The sequence below is a fragment of the Halomonas korlensis genome (genome assembly GCF_900116705.1).
In the GTDB taxonomy this organism is placed as follows: domain Bacteria; phylum Pseudomonadota; class Gammaproteobacteria; order Pseudomonadales; family Halomonadaceae; genus Halomonas; species Halomonas korlensis.
The window spans coordinates 338,484-354,960 of record NZ_FPBP01000001.1 but is presented as its reverse complement, the minus strand read 5'-3'; the positions used below and the strand labels follow the sequence as shown (position 1 = coordinate 354,960).

Annotated in this window: 15 protein-coding genes; 14 read left to right on the top strand and 1 reads right to left on the bottom strand. The window is 61.4% G+C overall.

Annotation, left to right across the window (positions count from 1 at the left end):
- Positions 1-6: 6 nt before the first annotated feature.
- From truA to BM341_RS01595, 12 genes are all read left to right on the top strand, one after another.
- Complete coding sequence (truA, locus tag BM341_RS01650) at positions 7-975, top strand: tRNA pseudouridine(38-40) synthase TruA (RefSeq protein ID WP_089792256.1); 969 nt, start codon at positions 7-9, stop codon at positions 973-975.
- Positions 968-1,627, top strand: a complete 660-nt coding sequence (locus BM341_RS01645) for a phosphoribosylanthranilate isomerase (RefSeq protein ID WP_089792254.1) — start codon at positions 968-970, stop codon at positions 1,625-1,627. The genes truA and BM341_RS01645 overlap by 8 nt, the downstream gene beginning before the upstream one ends.
- A gap of 58 nt (positions 1,628-1,685) precedes the next feature.
- Positions 1,686-2,900 (top strand): tryptophan synthase subunit beta, encoded by a 1,215-nt coding sequence (gene trpB, locus BM341_RS01640; RefSeq protein ID WP_089792252.1) that lies wholly within the window; start codon positions 1,686-1,688, stop codon positions 2,898-2,900.
- Positions 2,901-2,909: 9 nt separating this feature from the next.
- On the top strand, positions 2,910-3,725 hold the full coding sequence (gene trpA / locus BM341_RS01635; RefSeq protein ID WP_089792683.1) for a tryptophan synthase subunit alpha: 816 nt from the start codon (positions 2,910-2,912) through the stop codon (positions 3,723-3,725).
- Between the two features lie 77 nt (positions 3,726-3,802).
- Positions 3,803-4,822 (top strand): acetyl-CoA carboxylase, carboxyltransferase subunit beta, encoded by a 1,020-nt coding sequence (gene accD / locus BM341_RS01630; RefSeq protein ID WP_089792250.1) that lies wholly within the window; start codon positions 3,803-3,805, stop codon positions 4,820-4,822.
- A 20-nt stretch (positions 4,823-4,842) separates the two neighbouring features.
- The gene (gene folC, locus BM341_RS01625; RefSeq protein WP_089792248.1) at positions 4,843-6,171 is read left to right on the top strand and encodes a bifunctional tetrahydrofolate synthase/dihydrofolate synthase; all 1,329 of its coding nucleotides are present in this window, start codon (positions 4,843-4,845) and stop codon (positions 6,169-6,171) included.
- A complete protein-coding gene (locus tag BM341_RS01620) occupies positions 6,168-6,896 on the top strand; it encodes an SPOR domain-containing protein (RefSeq protein WP_089792246.1) in 729 nt (242 codons plus the stop codon). The genes folC and BM341_RS01620 overlap by 4 nt, the downstream gene beginning before the upstream one ends.
- A 1-nt stretch (position 6,897) precedes the next feature.
- A complete protein-coding gene (locus BM341_RS01615; RefSeq protein ID WP_089792244.1) occupies positions 6,898-7,482 on the top strand; it encodes a CvpA family protein in 585 nt (194 codons plus the stop codon).
- A gap of 63 nt (positions 7,483-7,545) precedes the next feature.
- Positions 7,546-9,069, top strand: a complete 1,524-nt coding sequence (gene purF, locus BM341_RS01610; protein ID WP_089792242.1) for an amidophosphoribosyltransferase — start codon at positions 7,546-7,548, stop codon at positions 9,067-9,069.
- Between the two features lie 10 nt (positions 9,070-9,079).
- Positions 9,080-10,276, top strand: a complete 1,197-nt coding sequence (locus tag BM341_RS01605) for an O-succinylhomoserine sulfhydrylase (RefSeq protein ID WP_089792240.1) — start codon at positions 9,080-9,082, stop codon at positions 10,274-10,276.
- Between the two features lie 182 nt (positions 10,277-10,458).
- The gene (locus BM341_RS01600; protein WP_089792239.1) at positions 10,459-11,013 is read left to right on the top strand and encodes a cytochrome b; all 555 of its coding nucleotides are present in this window, start codon (positions 10,459-10,461) and stop codon (positions 11,011-11,013) included.
- 42 nt (positions 11,014-11,055) lie between these two features.
- Positions 11,056-11,637 carry a YceI family protein gene (locus BM341_RS01595; protein WP_089792237.1) on the top strand — a complete coding sequence of 194 codons (582 nt, stop codon included), beginning with the start codon at positions 11,056-11,058 and terminating at the stop codon, positions 11,635-11,637.
- Between the two features lie 107 nt (positions 11,638-11,744).
- On the opposite strand, the gene BM341_RS01590 is transcribed toward BM341_RS01595, so the two are convergent.
- Positions 11,745-12,539, bottom strand: a complete 795-nt coding sequence (locus tag BM341_RS01590; RefSeq protein WP_089792235.1) for a 2OG-Fe dioxygenase family protein — start codon at positions 12,537-12,539, stop codon at positions 11,745-11,747.
- A 288-nt stretch (positions 12,540-12,827) separates the two neighbouring features.
- On the opposite strand from BM341_RS01590, the gene BM341_RS01585 reads away from it, so the two are divergent.
- A complete protein-coding gene (locus BM341_RS01585; RefSeq protein ID WP_089792233.1) occupies positions 12,828-14,654 on the top strand; it encodes a putative bifunctional diguanylate cyclase/phosphodiesterase in 1,827 nt (608 codons plus the stop codon).
- A gap of 90 nt (positions 14,655-14,744) precedes the next feature.
- A complete protein-coding gene (locus BM341_RS01580) occupies positions 14,745-16,064 on the top strand; it encodes an MATE family efflux transporter (protein WP_089792231.1) in 1,320 nt (439 codons plus the stop codon).
- The last annotated feature ends 413 nt before the right edge of the window (positions 16,065-16,477 follow it).

Genomic DNA, 16,477 nt, shown 5'->3' with positions numbered 1-16,477 from the left:
GGCCGCATGACGCTATTTCGACAACTCGACGAACATCTTCCTCTCGATGGCCGACTGGCCATGGGGCTTGAGTATGACGGCAGCGCCTATTGCGGCTGGCAGCGTCTCAAGCACGCCGCCTCGGTCCAGGCCGAAGTGGAAAAAGCCCTGTCCCGGGTTGCCGGCCAGGCGATCACGGTACATGCCAGCGGACGCACGGATTCCGGCGTCCACGCAACTCGCCAGATCATTCATTTCGACCCTCCCGTACGGCGGTCGGAAAAAGCCTGGGTGTTCGGGACCAATGCCAATCTGCCCCGCGACGTTGCCGTGCGTTGGGTCAGGTCGGTGCCCGCCAGCTTTCATTCCCGTTTCAAGGCGCTGGCGCGTCGCTACCGATATGTCATCCTCAATCAGCCCAGCCGGCCGGTGCTGGAGCGCGCCAATACCACCTGGTGTCGTGACCCCCTGGATGAAGGCGCCATGCACCTGGCCGCGCAAGCGCTGGTCGGTGAGCACGATTTCTCGAGTTTTCGTGCCGCCGGCTGTCAGTCGAAAACGCCCTGGCGTCATCTGCATTTCATCGAGGTCCATCGACATGGTCCGCTGGTGGTGATCGATGTCCAGGGCAACGCCTTCCTGAAGCACATGGTGCGCAATATCGTCGGGGCGCTGGTGACCGTCGGGCGGGGTGGTGGCGGGGTCGATTACCTCACCGGCCTGCTGGCGCACCAGAATCGTACCTTGGGTGATGTCACGGCGCCGGGCTGTGGCCTGCATTTCGTGGACTCGTTGTACGATGAGAGCTGGGGATTGCCCCGGGAGCCTCTCGGCCCCAACCTGCTCGCCTTTCTGGGCGAGTGGACCGGTGAGCGTGAACTGCCTGATTGCCCGATGATCGACTTCCGCCGTGGTAAGCCCATGATCAAGGTAAACGCCAGGATCTGGATGCCAGGCCAAGTGACGGAAGAAGTAAAGGAGGGGAGCGATGAGTGAGCGCCGATTAGCATTAGCGCGTACGCGCATCAAGTTCTGCGGCCTGACGCGGGAGCAGGATATCGACGCCGCCGTGGCCGCCGGCGCCGACGCGCTGGGCTTCGTGCTCTGGCCTGGCAGCAAGCGGGGCATCGATGAATCTCGGCTGGCGAGGCTGAGTGCTCGCGTCCCGGCCTTCGTCACGCGGGTAGGGCTTTTCGTCGACCCCTCGCCGGCCCTCGTCGCACGGTGCGCCGAGTCCCTGGACCTCCTGCAGTTCCATGGCGATGAGCCGCCCGCGCTCTGCGCGTCGTTTAGTCGTCCGTGGATCAAGGCATTGCGTATGCGCGAAGATCTCGATCTACAGATGGCCGTCGAAACCTATGACGGCGCCCAGGCGGTGTTGCTCGATGCCTATCGCCCTGGGGTGCCGGGCGGCACCGGCGAGACCTTCGACTGGTCGCGAATCCCCGCAAGGCTGGCAAAACCTGTTATCCTCGCCGGAGGTTTGACACCGGACAATGTGGCTGATGCCATCGCCACGGTTCGGCCCTTCGCGGTGGATGTTTCCGGCGGCGTCGAAGCCGATGCTGGCCTCAAGGATCCTGAGCAAATGTTGGCCTTCGCCAACGCCGTGCGACATGCCGACCATGCGAACCTGAACGGCTGGTAACTGCGCTGTTCTCGTGATGAACCTAACCCTCTACCCGTGACCTTGTGAGGTGTCTTTCGTGAGCAAGTTCAGTGACCTGACCCGATTTCCGGACGCCCTTGGCCATTTCGGTGCCTACGGTGGCCGGTTTGTCTCGGAGACCCTGAGCTTCGCCCTGGACGATCTGACCAAGACGTACTTGAGTCTTCGCGACGATCCGGAATTTCAGGCGGAATTCGACTACGACCTGGCCCACTTCGTGGGCCGGCCGTCACCCCTCTACCATGCCGAGCGATGGTCGAAGCAGCTCGGCGGGGCACAGATCTGGCTCAAGCGCGAAGACCTCAACCACACCGGCGCCCACAAGGTAAACAACACCATCGGCCAGGCACTGCTGGCCAAGAAGAGCGGTAAGCCGCGGGTGATCGCCGAGACCGGCGCCGGCCAACACGGAGTGGCCACTGCCACTGTGGCGGCGCGTCTGGGGCTCAAGTGCGAAGTCTACATGGGCGCCGAGGACGTGCAGCGCCAGAAGCTAAACGTCTACCGGATGCGTCTGCTGGGCGCAAACGTGATTCCGGTCGAGTCGGGGACCCGCACCCTCAAGGACGCCATGAACGAGGCGCTGCGTGACTGGGTTACTAACGTCGACGACACCTTCTACATCATCGGCACCGTGGCGGGACCGCACCCCTACCCGATGCTGGTGCGCGATTTCAATGCGGTAGCGGGGCGTGAGGCGCGCCGGCAATCGTTCGAGGAGTTCGGTCAGTTACCGGACGCCCTTATTGCCTGTGTCGGTGGTGGCTCCAATGCCATGGGGCTGTTCTACCCGTTCGTGGAAGACGACGAGGTTGCCATGTACGGTGTCGAGGCCGGCGGTGATGGAGTCGAGACCGGTCGTCATGCAGCGCCGCTGGCGTCCAATGCGCCGCGTGGCGTGCTACACGGCAATCGCACCTATCTGATGTCAGATGAGGGCGGCCAGGTATCCAATACCCACTCGATCTCGGCGGGCCTGGATTATCCGGGTGTCGGGCCGGAGCACGCACTATGGAAGGATGTCGGCCGGGTCCAATACGTGGCCGCCAACGACAATGACGTGCTCGAGGCGTTTCGTGAACTGACTCACGTCGAGGGCATCATGCCAGCCCTGGAAACCGCCCATGCGCTGGCCTATGCCAAGGTACTGGCCCCGACCATGCGCCCCGACCAGAACATCATCGTCAACCTTTCCGGACGGGGCGACAAGGACATCCTGACCGTCGCCAAGATTGACGGCATCGAGATCTAAGGGACCATGATGAACCGAATCGACCAGCGTTTCGCCGACCTCAAGGCCCAAGGCCGCAAGGCGTTGATTCCCTACATCACCGCCGGTGACCCGGCGCCCGGGCACACCGTGAGCTTCATGCATGCGATGGTGGAGGCGGGGGCCGACATTATCGAGCTGGGCGTCCCGTTTTCCGACCCCATGGCCGATGGCCCGGTAATCCAGAAGGCCTGCGAGCGGGCCTTGAAGCATGGTGTTCGACTGTCGCACCTGTTCGCCATGGTGAGCGAGTTTCGTCAGCACGATACGCAGACGCCGGTGGTGCTGATGGGTTACCTCAATCCCATCGAGCGCATCGGGCTGGAAGCCTTCGCCGAGCAGGCAGCGGCAGCCGGTGTAGATGGCGTACTGACCGTCGACATGCCGCCGGAGGAGGCCAGTGAGTTCGGCCCGGTGCTGAAGGCGCAAGGGCTTGCCTCTATCTTCCTGGTAGCCCCTACCACCTCCAACGACCGGGCCGCTACAATATGCGCCCACGGTGAGGGCTATCTGTATTACGTGTCACTCAAGGGTGTAACCGGGTCTGCTATTCTCGATGCCGATGACGTGGGCCGGCACCTGGCGCCGCTGCGTGAAATGACCGACCTGCCGCTGTGTGTCGGTTTCGGCATCCGCGACGGTGCCTCTGCAGCTGAGGTAGGGAAGGTGGCCGATGGCGTGATCGTTGGTAGCGCGCTGGTCAATCGCATCGCCGAAAATGCCCAGACACCCGACCGTATCAATGGCGAACTCAAGGCAGTGCTTGGCGAGATGCGCCAGGCACTCGACGCCTTGAGCGCTGGCTGAAGGCCGGCTTGTTCGCCTGATTTGCTTCGTCGTCCGGTGCGTCCGGGCGCCAACCACATGACGGAACCTCTTCTGACATGAGCTGGCTAGACAAGATCGTGCCCTCCATGGGTCGCATTCAGCGCAAGGATCGCCGGGCGAGCGTGCCCGATGGCCTCTGGCGCAAGTGCCCCAAGTGCGAGGCGGTACTCTATCTCCCCGAACTCGAGAAGCACCATAACGTCTGTCCCAAGTGCGACCATCACCTGCGCCTGACGGCGCGCAAGCGCCTTGACTGGTTTCTTGACAAGGAGGGACGCGAGGAACTGGCCACCGAGGTCGAACCGGTCGATCGGCTCAAGTTTCGCGACTCCAAGAAATACAAGGATCGTCTGGCAGCGGCGCAAAAGGAAACCGGTGAACGAGACGCGCTGATTACCATGCGCGGGACCCTCGATGGGCTGCCGGTCGTCGTGGTGTCCTTCGAGTTCACCTTCATGGGCGGCTCCATGGGGAGTGTCGTGGGGGAGAAGTTCGTACGCGCCGCGACGCTGGCCCTCGAAGAACGTATTCCACTGATCTGTTTTTCCGCCTCCGGTGGCGCGCGGATGCAGGAAGCGCTCTTCTCGCTGATGCAGATGGCCAAGACCTCGGCGGCACTCGAGAAGCTCAAGCAGCACGGCGTGCCCTATATTTCGGTGCTCACCGACCCGGTCTTCGGTGGTGTCTCGGCCTCGCTTGCCATGCTGGGCGATATCAACGTGGCCGAGCCCAATGCCCTGATCGGTTTCGCGGGTCCTCGGGTCATCGAGCAGACGGTGCGTGAGCAACTCCCCGAAGGTTTCCAGCGCAGCGAATTCCTGCTCGAGCATGGCACCGTCGACATGATCGTGCATCGCCGCGAGATGCGCTCGCGTCTCGGGAGCCTGCTGCGCAAGTTGACGCATCATCCGGCCAATGGCGCACCGCCAGATGAGCCCGAATGGGAGCCCGACCTGGTCGATGTTGCCGAGCAGGACGATGCCACCATCGAAGAAGTCCTTCCTGAACCAGAAGCGCCGCCCGCTGCCGAACGCGAGGAAGATGATCGCGACGAACGTGCTGACGGCTCACGCTGATCGCCATTGCAATGAACGCCATGGCTTCGCCAACTACCCTGGATGCCTGGCTGGCCCGTCTGGAAGCCGCCCACCCAGTGGGGATCGACCTGGGGCTCGAACGCGTGGCCCGTGTCGCGCGACGCATGGGCCTGCTGGATGCTCCCGTGGCCGGCCGCCTTGTCACGGTGGCCGGTACCAACGGCAAGGGTTCCACGGTGGCCATGCTCGACGCGCTGGCCCAGGCCCACGGCCTGTCAACGGCGGCGTATACGTCCCCGCATCTCCTGCGTTACAACGAGCGGCTGCGGCTGTCGGGCGCCGAGGCCTCCGATAGCCTGCTGATCGATGGCTTTACTGCGGTGGAAAAGGCGCGCGTCGACGGCCCGCCGATCAGCCTGAGCTATTTTGAAGTCGGCACCCTGGGCGCGCTCTGGGCTATTGCGCGGCAACGCCCCGACCTGGCGATTCTCGAGGTGGGGCTGGGGGGGCGTCTCGATGCCGTCAATATCGTCGATCCGGACGTTGCCGTGATCACCACCGTGGCGCAGGATCATGCCGCTTACCTCGGTGATGATCTCGAAGGCATCGGGCGCGAGAAGGCCGGCATCCTGCGTGCAGGCCGCCCGACGGTGTTGGGTAGCACGACGCTGCCGAAGAGCGTGCGGGAGGTCGCCGCCGAGCTCGGCGCTCGGGTCTACGCCCTGGACGAGTCTTTTTTTCGCCAGGGAGGAGAAGCAGAAGGTGAGGAAGAAGGATGGCGCTGGCGCGGGCGCGACCCGGCTGGGCAATCCGTCGAGATCGATGCGTTGCCCGATCCCGGCTTGCCGCTGGATAACGCTGCCACGGCGCTGCAGGCGCTGGCGCTGGCGGGTGTTGAATTGAACGCCACGGACTGTCGTCGCGCGCTGGCGGCGGTCCGTTTGCCCGGCCGCATGCAGTGGCGGGGGCAGTGGTGCCTTGACGTTGGCCACAACCCGCATGCCGCCACCTATGTAGCTTCCCGCCTCGCGGCACGACCCTGCGCTGGCCGAACGATCGCCCTGCTGGGCATGCTCGTCGACAAGGATGCTGATGGGGTCATCGAAGCCCTCCAGCCGGCCGTGGATGCTTGGGTACCGGTGAGCCTGGAGGGCGACAGGGCACGCAGGGCCTCCGATCTGGCAGGCCGTGTGGCCGCCCGAGGCGGCACCGTATGGCACTGCGCCGATGCACCTGAGGCCGGTGCTGCGTGGTTGGCGACGCGCCTGTCGCCCGAGGATAGGGTGCTGGTATGCGGTTCCTTCTTTACCGTGGCCGCGGTGCTGATGGCTTGGCAGACCGCGGAACAGACTGATGTGAATGATTCGGCCATGGAGGGAACACCATGAAATACGGAATGCGTGAGCGCCTCAGCGGCGCGGTGATCCTGATCGCGCTGGGGGTAATCTTCGTGCCCATGCTGTTCGATGAGCCGGCGCCGCGCGGTGAGCGCCCCGAGCCGGCGCTGACGATCGAGGAGCCGGTGGACGTCGAGCGTCAGGACGTGCCCGACCCGGAGCCCCCGTCGAGCCTTGGCGAGATTCGCTTCCCCAGCGGTACGGCGTCGCAGACGCCCCAGCCCTTTATTGATGAGGACGCCACTCAGGCGAGTGAGACGGTAGCACGCGGCGAGTCCGTGACGCCCGAGCCCGATTCATCACCAACCACATCAACGGCGAGTGAGGAGAGGTCGGGCGGCGATCCGTCGAGCGGCGATCCGTCGGGCGACGCTTCGCCGGGCGATGACCCCATCGCCGAGCTGGCGCGAGCCGCCGACCAACGGCTGTCGCAGGAAGCACCGCCCGCCGAGAGCGAGGCGCCTAGCGCAACGGCGGCGACTGCCTCGGGTGGCTGGGCCGTTCAGGTGGGGAGCTTCGGCCAGCCGGAAAATGCCGAACGTTTGCAGTCCCAGCTGGCCGAGCAGGGGTTCAATGCCTTCAGCCGACCCCGCGACAACGATCTGACCACGGTGTATGTCGGGCCCTTCGCGTCCTCGGAGGACGGCGAGCAAGCCATGGGCGAGCTCAAGGAGCAGGCGAACCTCCAGGGCCTGCTGGTGCGCGTTAGGGATTGATATGCTGCTGACCTGGCTTGACTGGATCTTCATCGTGGTGCTGACCGTCACCACCCTCACCGGGTTTTTGCGCGGCCTGATCCGCGAAGCCCTTGGGTTGGCTGCCTGGGTCATCGCCTTGTTGGCCGCACGCCTGCTTGCCGAGCCGGTGGCGGACCTGTTGGCCGGTGTAATCGATAATGCTGACGGTCGCCTGGTGCTGGCGTTCGTACTGGTGATTTTTGCGGTGGTACTGCTGTGCGGCATCGTCATTCGCCTGGTCCACGCTGCCGTGGAGTGGGTCGGGATGGGGCTGTTCAACCGCGTGATGGGAGCTGCCTTCGGCGGTGCCAAGGGAGCGGCGATCCTGGTGTTGGTAACTATTCTCATTTCTCTTACGCCATTGGCCCAGCTTGATGCGTGGCAGGGGGCGCAGTTGCGACCCACCTTCGAAGAATTGCGTACTTGGGCACTCAGCCAGCTGGAAACCTGGGAGGGCGAGCTCCCTGGCGCCCCCGACTCCCTACCGGGCCTCTCGATGCCCTACGGCGAGCAGGAAACTCGCGCATCCATCGACAACATGAACGGGACGACCGATCAGCCCTGAAACACGAATCCCGGGTGGGCCGCGTTGGCGACTCGCCCACCAAGGCAAGCGAGGAAAGATGACATGTGCGGAATCGTTGGCCTGATGGCCAAGCAGGCGGTTAACCAAGGTATCTACGATGCCCTGACGGTGCTGCAGCATCGCGGACAGGACGCCGCTGGCATGATGACCTGGCATGAAGGCCGCTTCCTGCTGCGCAAGAGCAACGGCCTGGTGCGGGACGTCTTTCACACTCGTCACATGTCGCGCCTGAAGGGCAACCTGGGCATCGGTCACGTGCGCTACCCGACGGCAGGCTCCTCCAGCGAAGCCGAGTCCCAGCCCTTCTACGTCAATTCCCCCTATGGCATCTGCCTGGCCCACAATGGAAATCTGACCAATTCCGAACAGCTCAAGCAGGAGCTGTTTTCCTCCGATCTGCGGCATATCAATACCAGCTCCGACTCCGAGGTGTTGCTCAACGTTTTCGCCCATGAGCTCGGCAAGCAGGGACCGCACCTCAAGCCCGGCGACATCTTCGATGCAGTGCGCCGGGTTCATCGCCGCTGCCGGGGTGGCTACGCGGCAGTGGCGATGATCAATGGGGTCGGCCTGGTGGCCTTTCGCGATCCGCACGGCATTCGCCCCGTGGTGTTTGGCACCCGCGAGGACGTCAACGGCCAGGACGTGATGATCGCCTCCGAGTCGGTGGCACTGGACGTTGGCGGCTTCGAGCTGCATCGGGACCTCGGCCCAGGCGAGGCCATTTTCGTCGACATGGAAGGCGAGATTCACACCCAACAGTGTGCCGATCATCCGCAGCTGACGTCCTGTATCTTCGAGCACGTCTACCTGTCGCGTCCCGATTCCATCCTCGACGGTGCCTATGTCTACGGCACGCGCATGCAGATGGGCCGCAAGCTGGGCGATCGCATCCAGAGCGACTGGCCCGAGCACGACATCGACGTGGTCATCCCCATCCCTGACACCTCGCGCACCTCGGCGCTGGAACTCGCCCAACATCTGGGCGTGACCTATCGCGAGGGCTTCATGAAGAACCGCTATATCGGCCGGACCTTCATCATGCCGGGGCAGACCCAGCGCAAGAAATCCGTGCGCCAGAAGCTCAACGCCATCGACATCGAGTTCAAGGACAAGAACGTGCTGCTGGTGGACGATTCCATCGTGCGCGGCACGACCTGCAAGCAGATCATCCAGATGGCGCGCGAGGCCGGGGCGCGCAAGGTCTACTTCGCGTCTGCCGCGCCGCCGGTACGCTACCCCAATGTCTACGGGATCGACATGCCGGCGGCCGACGAGTTGATCGCCCACGGGCGCAGCGAAGCCGAGGTGGGCGAGCTGATCGGCGCCGACCGGATCTTCTATCAAGACCTCGATGACCTCAAGGACGCCTGCCGCGAGGTTAATCCCGCACTGACAGCCTTCGACTGTTCGGTGTTCGACGGCAACTACGTCACCGGCGATATCGATGCACGCTACCTCAGTGACCTCGAGGCGTCGCGCAACGACATGGCAAAGCAGCAGCAGAGTGCCGGTGACCATGCCCTGGTAGGAATGCACAATCAGGAAGACGGACTCGACGACTGAGGGGGCGATCATGCACGACGAGCATTCACCGCAGGCTGACTGGGACCTGGAGACGCTGGCGATCCGCGCCGGTCACCAGCGCAGCCATGAGCAGGAGCACGGCGAGCCGATCTTTCCCACCTCGAGCTTCGTCTATGGCAGTGCCGCAGAAGCCGCCCGCAAGTTCGGTGGCGAGGAGCCCGGCAACATTTACTCCCGCTTCACCAATCCCACGGTGCGCACGTTCGAACAGCGCCTTGCGGCGATGGAAGGCGGTGAGCGCTGTGTGGCGACCAGCTCCGGCATGTCGGCGATTCTCTCCACCGCCTTGGCGCTACTTGAGGCCGGCGATGAGATCGTGGCCTCACGCTCGTTGTTCGGCTCCACGGTCAGCCTGTTCGACAAGTATCTGGGCAAGCTTGGCATCACCACGCGCTACGTGGAGCTGTCCAATCTCGACGCCTGGGAGGCGGCGATTACCCCGGCAACCAAGCTGCTGTTCGCCGAAACTCCCTCCAACCCCTTGTCCGAGATCGTCGACATCGCGGCGCTGGCCGAGATTGCCCATCGACACGATGCCCTGCTGGCCATCGACAACTGCTTTCTGACCCCGGCACTGCAAAAGCCGCTGGCGCTGGGGGCGGACTTGGTGATTCACTCGGCGACTAAGTACCTGGATGGACAGGGACGCGCCATTGGCGGGGCGGTCGTGGGTCGCGACAAGGAGCTCGAGGAGCTGTTCGGCGTGGTGCGCACCTGCGGGCCGTGCATGAGCCCTTTCAACGCCTGGATCTTCACCAAGGGGCTCGAGACATTGAATCTGCGCATGCGCGCCCACTGCGACAATGCCTTGGCGCTGGCCCGCTGGCTCGATCAGCATCCCGCCGTCACGCGGGTGCACTTCAGTGGACTCGAGCACCATCCGCAACATGCCCTGGCAGCCCGCCAGCAGCAGGGATTCGGTGCGGTGCTGGGGTTCGAGGTCAAGGGGCAGCGCGAGGCAGCCTGGTCGGTGATCGATGCGACGCAAATGCTCTCCATCACCGGCAATCTGGGTGACGTCAAGTCGACGATCACCCACCCGGGCACCACTACCCACGGTCGGCTTTCCGACGATCAGAAGGCCATTGCCGGCATCAGCGAGAACCTGATCCGTGTATCGGTGGGCCTGGAGTCGATGAATGACATCCGCGGAGATCTAGCGCGCGGGCTGGACGCCCTGGTCTGAGCTCGAGGCCTTGACTGTGTGCAACCATCTGTTTGCCGTCCGCCTCGACTGCCGTTGCGGGCGGCATCGTTTTTTCCGAACGGTGCATTCGGCTTTTTTCAGCGGATGGTAATGCTGCGCTACGGTATGCTGGACGCCATCTACTACCAACGGCACATAACATCACCGAAGAGGCGAACGACATGTGGCGCAATACTCGCTCCGGCTGGGGGCTCGTCAGCATCGCCCTGCACTGGCTGAGTGCCCTGGCAATCGTCGGGCTGTTCGCCCTGGGATGGTGGATGACGGATCTGGGGTATTATGACGAGTGGTATAACCTTGCGCCCTGGTGGCATCGTTCGGTCGGAGTGTTATTGCTTGTCGCCACCTTGCTGAGAGTAATCTGGCGGCTCATGTTACCGGCCCCGGTCGCCCGCGGTCCTCGACTCGAGCGCATCGCAGCACACATCGGGCACATTGGCTTGTATGTGCTGATGCTGGTGGCGCTGGTCAGTGGGTACCTTATTTCCACCGCCGACGGACGAGGTATCGACGTATTCGGCTGGTTTCAGGCGCCGGCATTTATCAGTGATCTGCCCAATCAGGCCACACTGGCAGGCACTATCCATTGGTACAGTGCGCTGGCGCTGATCATCCTGGCCGGGGGCCATACCCTGGCGGCCCTCAAGCATCATCTGGTCGATCGCAATGATGTCCTGTTGCGTATGATTGATCCGACCCGTTCACGCCGTGGCTGAGATGCCGCTTGGCCGATAGATTCCCTTAAGGAGACTTAATAGATGTTCAAGAAAACCGTGATTGCAGCGACCCTGGCGGTTGCCTCCGTTCCTCTGACTCAGGCCCAGGCAGCGGATTACACCATCGACACCGAAGGGCAGCACGCCTTCGTGCAATTCAAGATCAGTCATCTGGGATATTCTTACATCCTGGGCAGTTTCGAGAACTTCAGCGGCGATTTCAGCTATGATCCCGAGGATCTGGATGCTACATCGGTCAATGTCGAGGTCGATGTGGCGAGCCTCAACAGCAACCACGCTGAACGCGACAAGCACATCCTGAGCGATGATTTCCTGGATGCCGGCGAATATCCGACGGCCACCTTCGCCTCTACCGGCTTCGAATCCAACGGCGACGACGAAGGGGTGCTGACCGGTGACCTGACGCTGCACGGCGAGACCGTTGAGATCGAGATGCCGGTGACGCTGGTGGGCGAGGGTGAAGATCCCTGGGGTGGCTATCGTGCCGGCTTCGAGGGTTCCACCATGTTGACGCTGGCCGATTTCGGTATCGACATGGGCGACTTTCCCGAAATGATGCACGAACTCGAACTCTACGTGACCTTTGAAGGCGTCCGTCAGTAACGACGAACGCATCAGACGCGGGCGATACGAACACCCCCGGGCGAAAGCCCGGGGGGTATTGTCGTTGGGTTGGAAGTGCCGGGAAGTTCCTTTTCCCGGTTCAGCCGTCAGCGGGTCTCGTTGAGTACCGCATCGGGAAAGTGGCGACGCAGGATGCGATTCTGGAACGCATCCACGAAGCGACTGTTGATGATGATAATGAAGCGCTCGAACGGCGCATTCGGGTCTTCCTGCTCGATTCCCTCCACGCTGTGATACACCTTGTCGTCACGCAGGTGAAGGACATCACCTGCTGCCATGGTGGTGCTGGTCAGCGGCTGACTCCCGGCCTTGTCGGCGTACAGATGGTTCTTTGCCCCCAAGACGTTTTCGCGGTTCACCACCATGATACTCAGCGCCTTGCAGCCATCGGCATGAATGCCCTGGCCCTGCAGGGGGTCGACCTGGCCCTCACCACGCACGCCGGTAATCTGCATCAGGATAGGCTCCTGAGGGGCGAGCGACCAGAGCCGCGCCCAGGCGCGCACGAAGGCCTTGACGTCAGGACGTGAGAGGAATTCCTCTGTCAAGGGATCATAATAGCGCAGGCGATCCGCCATGCTCTCGGCATCATTGAAGGCGCCGCCCTGAGCCATCGGGCAGTGTCCCATTTCCTCGACATCTCCTTGTCCGTTAAGCGTCAACCAGGACATCCGCTTCCAGCGCTGGTTAACGTAGGGGTCACGGGGAAGATCGCCAATGAAGCCCTGCCAGGCCTCCAGGTCGATCCGGCTGCGGATATCTGTCAGGCTCCAATGCCTGGTTTCGAGAGTCTCGGTGACTCCGGGTGACCAATAATCCGCCAGCGGGTCCATCGGCATGGTGGAGACATCGAAGCCATGCTTGAGATTGTCGAGTTTCATGTTCACTTTCTCCTGTATTTTGGGCGACATTGCCCGTGGGTTGACGAGCCTTGGCCCGGCCAACACTAATTAAATGAAAATGAATAAAACTAAATGTCAAAAAAGACGATGCTAAACTCGCACTGAAAGCTGGTGCTACGTGCGTTAAAAAGAAGGGGATGGGCAATTCGGAAATGTGAAGTTACAGGTAGGAGATCAAGGACCCATACGTGTAGGATGAATGACGCCATGAATGATGAGGCTAGGGTAAGTCGATGACAGCGCCGTTCCTGCGCGATGAGGAGCCCCATGCTCGGGCATGATTCTCAACTCCGAAGGTGGTTGAAAGGGCTACTGAGGTGGGGCGGTATTCAGCACTTTCACCCGTTCGAGAGATCGATACGCGGTGAGGTGGAGCTCGTTCGTCGCCAATATCTGGAAAGCGAGCAGCGTTTTCGAGCGTTGCTGGAAAGCCTGCCCAAGGTGGCCGTGCAGGGATACGATCGGGAGCGTCGCGTCATCTACTGGAACGAGGCAAGTGCCCGTCTCTACGGCTATACGGCCGATGAAGCGTTTGGACGTCCGCTGGAGGATCTGATCATTCCGCCGCCGATGCGCGAACCCGTCATTCAGGCCCACCTCGCCTGGATGCGGGAAGGACATGAAATACCCGCCGATGAACTGGAGTTGCTCCATCGCAGTGGCGAACTGGTGCCCGTTTTCTCACATCACGTGATGCTCAACGAGCACACCGACGAGCCGCTGATGTTCTGTATCGATGTGGATCTCTCCGATCAGAAGCAGGCCCGTCGAGAGCTGGATTTCGCCACTCGCTTCGATCGTCTGACCCATCTGCCCAACCGTCAGACTTTCGAGGAACGCCTTGATGAAACGCTGGAGGAATGCCGTTGCCACGACCGGTCCCTGGTACTGATTTATCTGGATATCGATCACTTCGTCGAGATCAACGATGCGCTGGGCTATGAGCAGGGGGATCGATTGCTGGTGGACCTCGCGCGTCGATTGCGTAATGGGCAGCGAGCCACCGATATGCTCTCGCGGGTCTCCAGCGATGAGTTCGTGCTGGCCTTTCCCGGCAAGCACGAAGGAGAAGCTATTAATCGCTTGGTGAAAAAGGTTCATGAATTATTACGCGAGCCCTTCGTGCTGGATAACCACAAGCGCAAGGTGACCGCATGTCTGGGCATCAGCCTGTTTCCCGCTAACGGCGAGTCGGCTCGGGAATTGATGCACAATGCCGATCTAGCCAAGAATCGGGCCAAGCTCAATGGTCGTGGTAGTGTCCTGTTCTTTAACCAACAGCTTCATGAAGATCTGCTGAAAAAGCATCGACTGGTCGATCGGCTGGAACGCGCCCTTGATGAGGGCGAGTTTCGTCTGCACTACCAGCCGCAGGTATCGGCGATCAGTGGCCGGATTGAAAACCTCGAAGCATTGTTGCGTTGGGAGCCGGCAATCGGCCCAGCGGTATCGCCTGCAGAGTTCATTCCGGTTGCCGAACGTTCCGATCTGATCCATCGCATCGGTGACTGGGTGATGGAGGAAGCCTGCCGGCAGCGAGCCCATTGGCGGGATGCCGGTCTGCCGATCGAGCGTATCGATATCAACTTCTCGGGTCGGCAGATCAATCGGCTCGACGTGTTTCAGCGTTTCGAGTCGTGTCTCGATCGTTATCGCCTGGGGCCTCGTCACATTGGTATCGAGCTCACCGAGAATGTGCTGATCGAAGCCGATGGAAGAATCCTCGACGGTCTGCGCTCGCTTTACGATCAAGGATTTCGCATTGCGATCGATGACTTCGGTACTGGCTATTCCTCACTTAGCTATTTGAAATATTTTCCGGTCACAGCACTCAAGATCGATCGAAGTTTCGTACGTGATGCGCCCTTGCAACCCAAGGACCGGGCGATCATGGAGGCGTCCGTCTTCATCGGGCATCGCCTGGGGCTCGAGGTCGTGGCGGAAGGGGTGGAGAATATCGAGCAGCTCGCCCTGATTCGTGAAATTGATTGCGACCTGGTCCAGGGGTTCTATTTCTTCCGCCCCATGCCGGCAGATGCCATCGAGCGTCTCATCGTCGGTGTCGTACCGGCTCAATCAGGTTTGTCGAGCTGAGATTTCGCTCGGTTTCGCTTAGCATGTCTTTCCCTTTGTAGTGAGGTTGGAGCCATCGTGACTCGAGCCGGATCCCACGATTCGCTGGGAATGACGCTCTGGCGTCAGACCTGGCCAATGACCATCGGCGTGTTGGCGCTGCTTGGTTTTCAACTCGTCGACAGCGCCTTCATTGCCCGGCTGGGCACCGCCCCGTTGGCGGCGCAGTCATTCACCTTTCCCTTGTCATTTCTGATCATCGGAATCCAGGTGGGGTTGGGGATCGCCATCGCCGCCTTGATCTCGCGTGCCCTGGGAGCCAATGAACAGGCGCGTGCCCGCCGGTTGGGAAGCCTCGTATTGCTGGCTGGCGGGGCACTCATAGCCCTGCTGGCGATAGGTCTCTGGCTGGCTCAAGAGCGGATATTCACTCAGCTCGGCGCCGATGCGACGAGCCTGGGATTGATTCGTGCCTATTGGGCGCCCCAACTACTGGCGGCCTGGTTGGGAGCAGTGCTCTATTTCGGCTATAGCCTCTTCCGTGCGCATGGCGATACCTGGCTGCCGGGCAAGATGATGCTGATCACCAGCCTGATCAATCTGGCGCTGGATCCCTTGTTGATCTTTGGTGTCGGCCCCTGGGAGGGTATGGGGCTGCCGGGGGCGGCCTGGGCCACGGTAGTGGCGTTTTCCACCGGGGTGGTAGTGCTGGCCAGGCGTTTGAGGCATACCGATTGGCTATCGGGAACCGGGCTGGTTAGTGAGATGCGCCACTCGGCCGGTGCCTTCTTCGGTATTGCTGGCCCAGCCATGATCAGCCAACTGATGCCGCCCTTGGCCGCCATGCTGGCGATCTCGGTGGTGGCGACCCTGGGCGAGACGCAGGTAGCGGCCTGGGGACTGGCCAGTCGGTTAGAGACGTTGTCGCTCATGGTGGTGCTGGCCATGACCATGTCGCTGCCTCCTTGGCTGGGTCGTTGTTATGGTACCGGCGACTGGGATCAGATAAACCGCCTACTGCAATTGGCACTCAAGGTGGTGGTGGTCTGGCAGCTGTCGCTTGGCATCCTCTTGGCGATCTTGTCTCCCTGGGTCGCGTTGGCACTGTCGGGCAACCCCGAGGTGCGAGATGACCTGGCCACGTTGATTCGATTTCTGCTACCGAGTTATGCGGCATTGGGTATTTGTATGCTGGTCGTGTCGGCGGGTAACGCGCTGGGTTGGCCCCTGCGCGCCATGCTGATGTCCGGGGCGCGATTGTTCGTCTTTTATCTCCCGTGCCTGTGGGCAGGGGCATGGCTGACGAAGGGTTTGGTGGGTCTGGCAATCGGGGCGGCGGTAGGCAACTTGCTGGCGGGTCTCGCGGCCTGGCAACTTTTACGCCGTATCCTGGCAAGCCCACGGCGTAGACCCGCCGTAGTCACAAAATAATAGCCACAAGATAATAGTGGCAAGAAAGTAGAGGCAGGATAGTGGCTTGAAGTAGCTGGCAGCCATCGTGACAACGAACTGCATTTGCGATAATTCTTCGTCGATGTCGCTAGGGTTAAAAATGCCTCTTTTTATGAAATAAACGGTGCATCATTTGTTAAAAATCTACTGCTTTGAGAATGAAGTGTAATGTTGTTTTCGTTTCGAAAGTCTGGCTTCGACAACCTGGCGAGCACGGTTTAACATAGATTAAAATAACCCTAAATTATTTTTTTGTTTTCATAACATGCGTTAATAGAACACTGCTAGCCAAGTGAGACACTGATCATATGGAGCAAGGGAGTGGCTCTAAAGGGAATGCCGGGCAGGGATGCCCATGGATCAAGGGATGCCCGAGCGGGACGCTCGTTGAG

Coding starts and splice junctions, on each gene's coding strand:
- truA (WP_089792256.1), top strand. CDS start 7: ATGACGCTATTTCGACAACTCGACGAACATCTTCCTCTCGATGGCCGA.
- purF (WP_089792242.1), top strand. CDS start 7,546: ATGTGCGGAATCGTTGGCCTGATGGCCAAGCAGGCGGTTAACCAAGGT.
- BM341_RS01620 (WP_089792246.1), top strand. CDS start 6,168: ATGAAATACGGAATGCGTGAGCGCCTCAGCGGCGCGGTGATCCTGATC.
- BM341_RS01590 (WP_089792235.1), bottom strand. CDS start 12,539: ATGAAACTCGACAATCTCAAGCATGGCTTCGATGTCTCCACCATGCCG.
- folC (WP_089792248.1), top strand. CDS start 4,843: ATGGCTTCGCCAACTACCCTGGATGCCTGGCTGGCCCGTCTGGAAGCC.
- BM341_RS01585 (WP_089792233.1), top strand. CDS start 12,828: ATGCTCGGGCATGATTCTCAACTCCGAAGGTGGTTGAAAGGGCTACTG.
- accD (WP_089792250.1), top strand. CDS start 3,803: ATGAGCTGGCTAGACAAGATCGTGCCCTCCATGGGTCGCATTCAGCGC.
- BM341_RS01605 (WP_089792240.1), top strand. CDS start 9,080: ATGCACGACGAGCATTCACCGCAGGCTGACTGGGACCTGGAGACGCTG.
- trpA (WP_089792683.1), top strand. CDS start 2,910: ATGAACCGAATCGACCAGCGTTTCGCCGACCTCAAGGCCCAAGGCCGC.
- BM341_RS01600 (WP_089792239.1), top strand. CDS start 10,459: ATGTGGCGCAATACTCGCTCCGGCTGGGGGCTCGTCAGCATCGCCCTG.
- BM341_RS01645 (WP_089792254.1), top strand. CDS start 968: ATGAGTGAGCGCCGATTAGCATTAGCGCGTACGCGCATCAAGTTCTGC.
- BM341_RS01615 (WP_089792244.1), top strand. CDS start 6,898: ATGCTGCTGACCTGGCTTGACTGGATCTTCATCGTGGTGCTGACCGTC.
- BM341_RS01580 (WP_089792231.1), top strand. CDS start 14,745: ATGACGCTCTGGCGTCAGACCTGGCCAATGACCATCGGCGTGTTGGCG.
- BM341_RS01595 (WP_089792237.1), top strand. CDS start 11,056: ATGTTCAAGAAAACCGTGATTGCAGCGACCCTGGCGGTTGCCTCCGTT.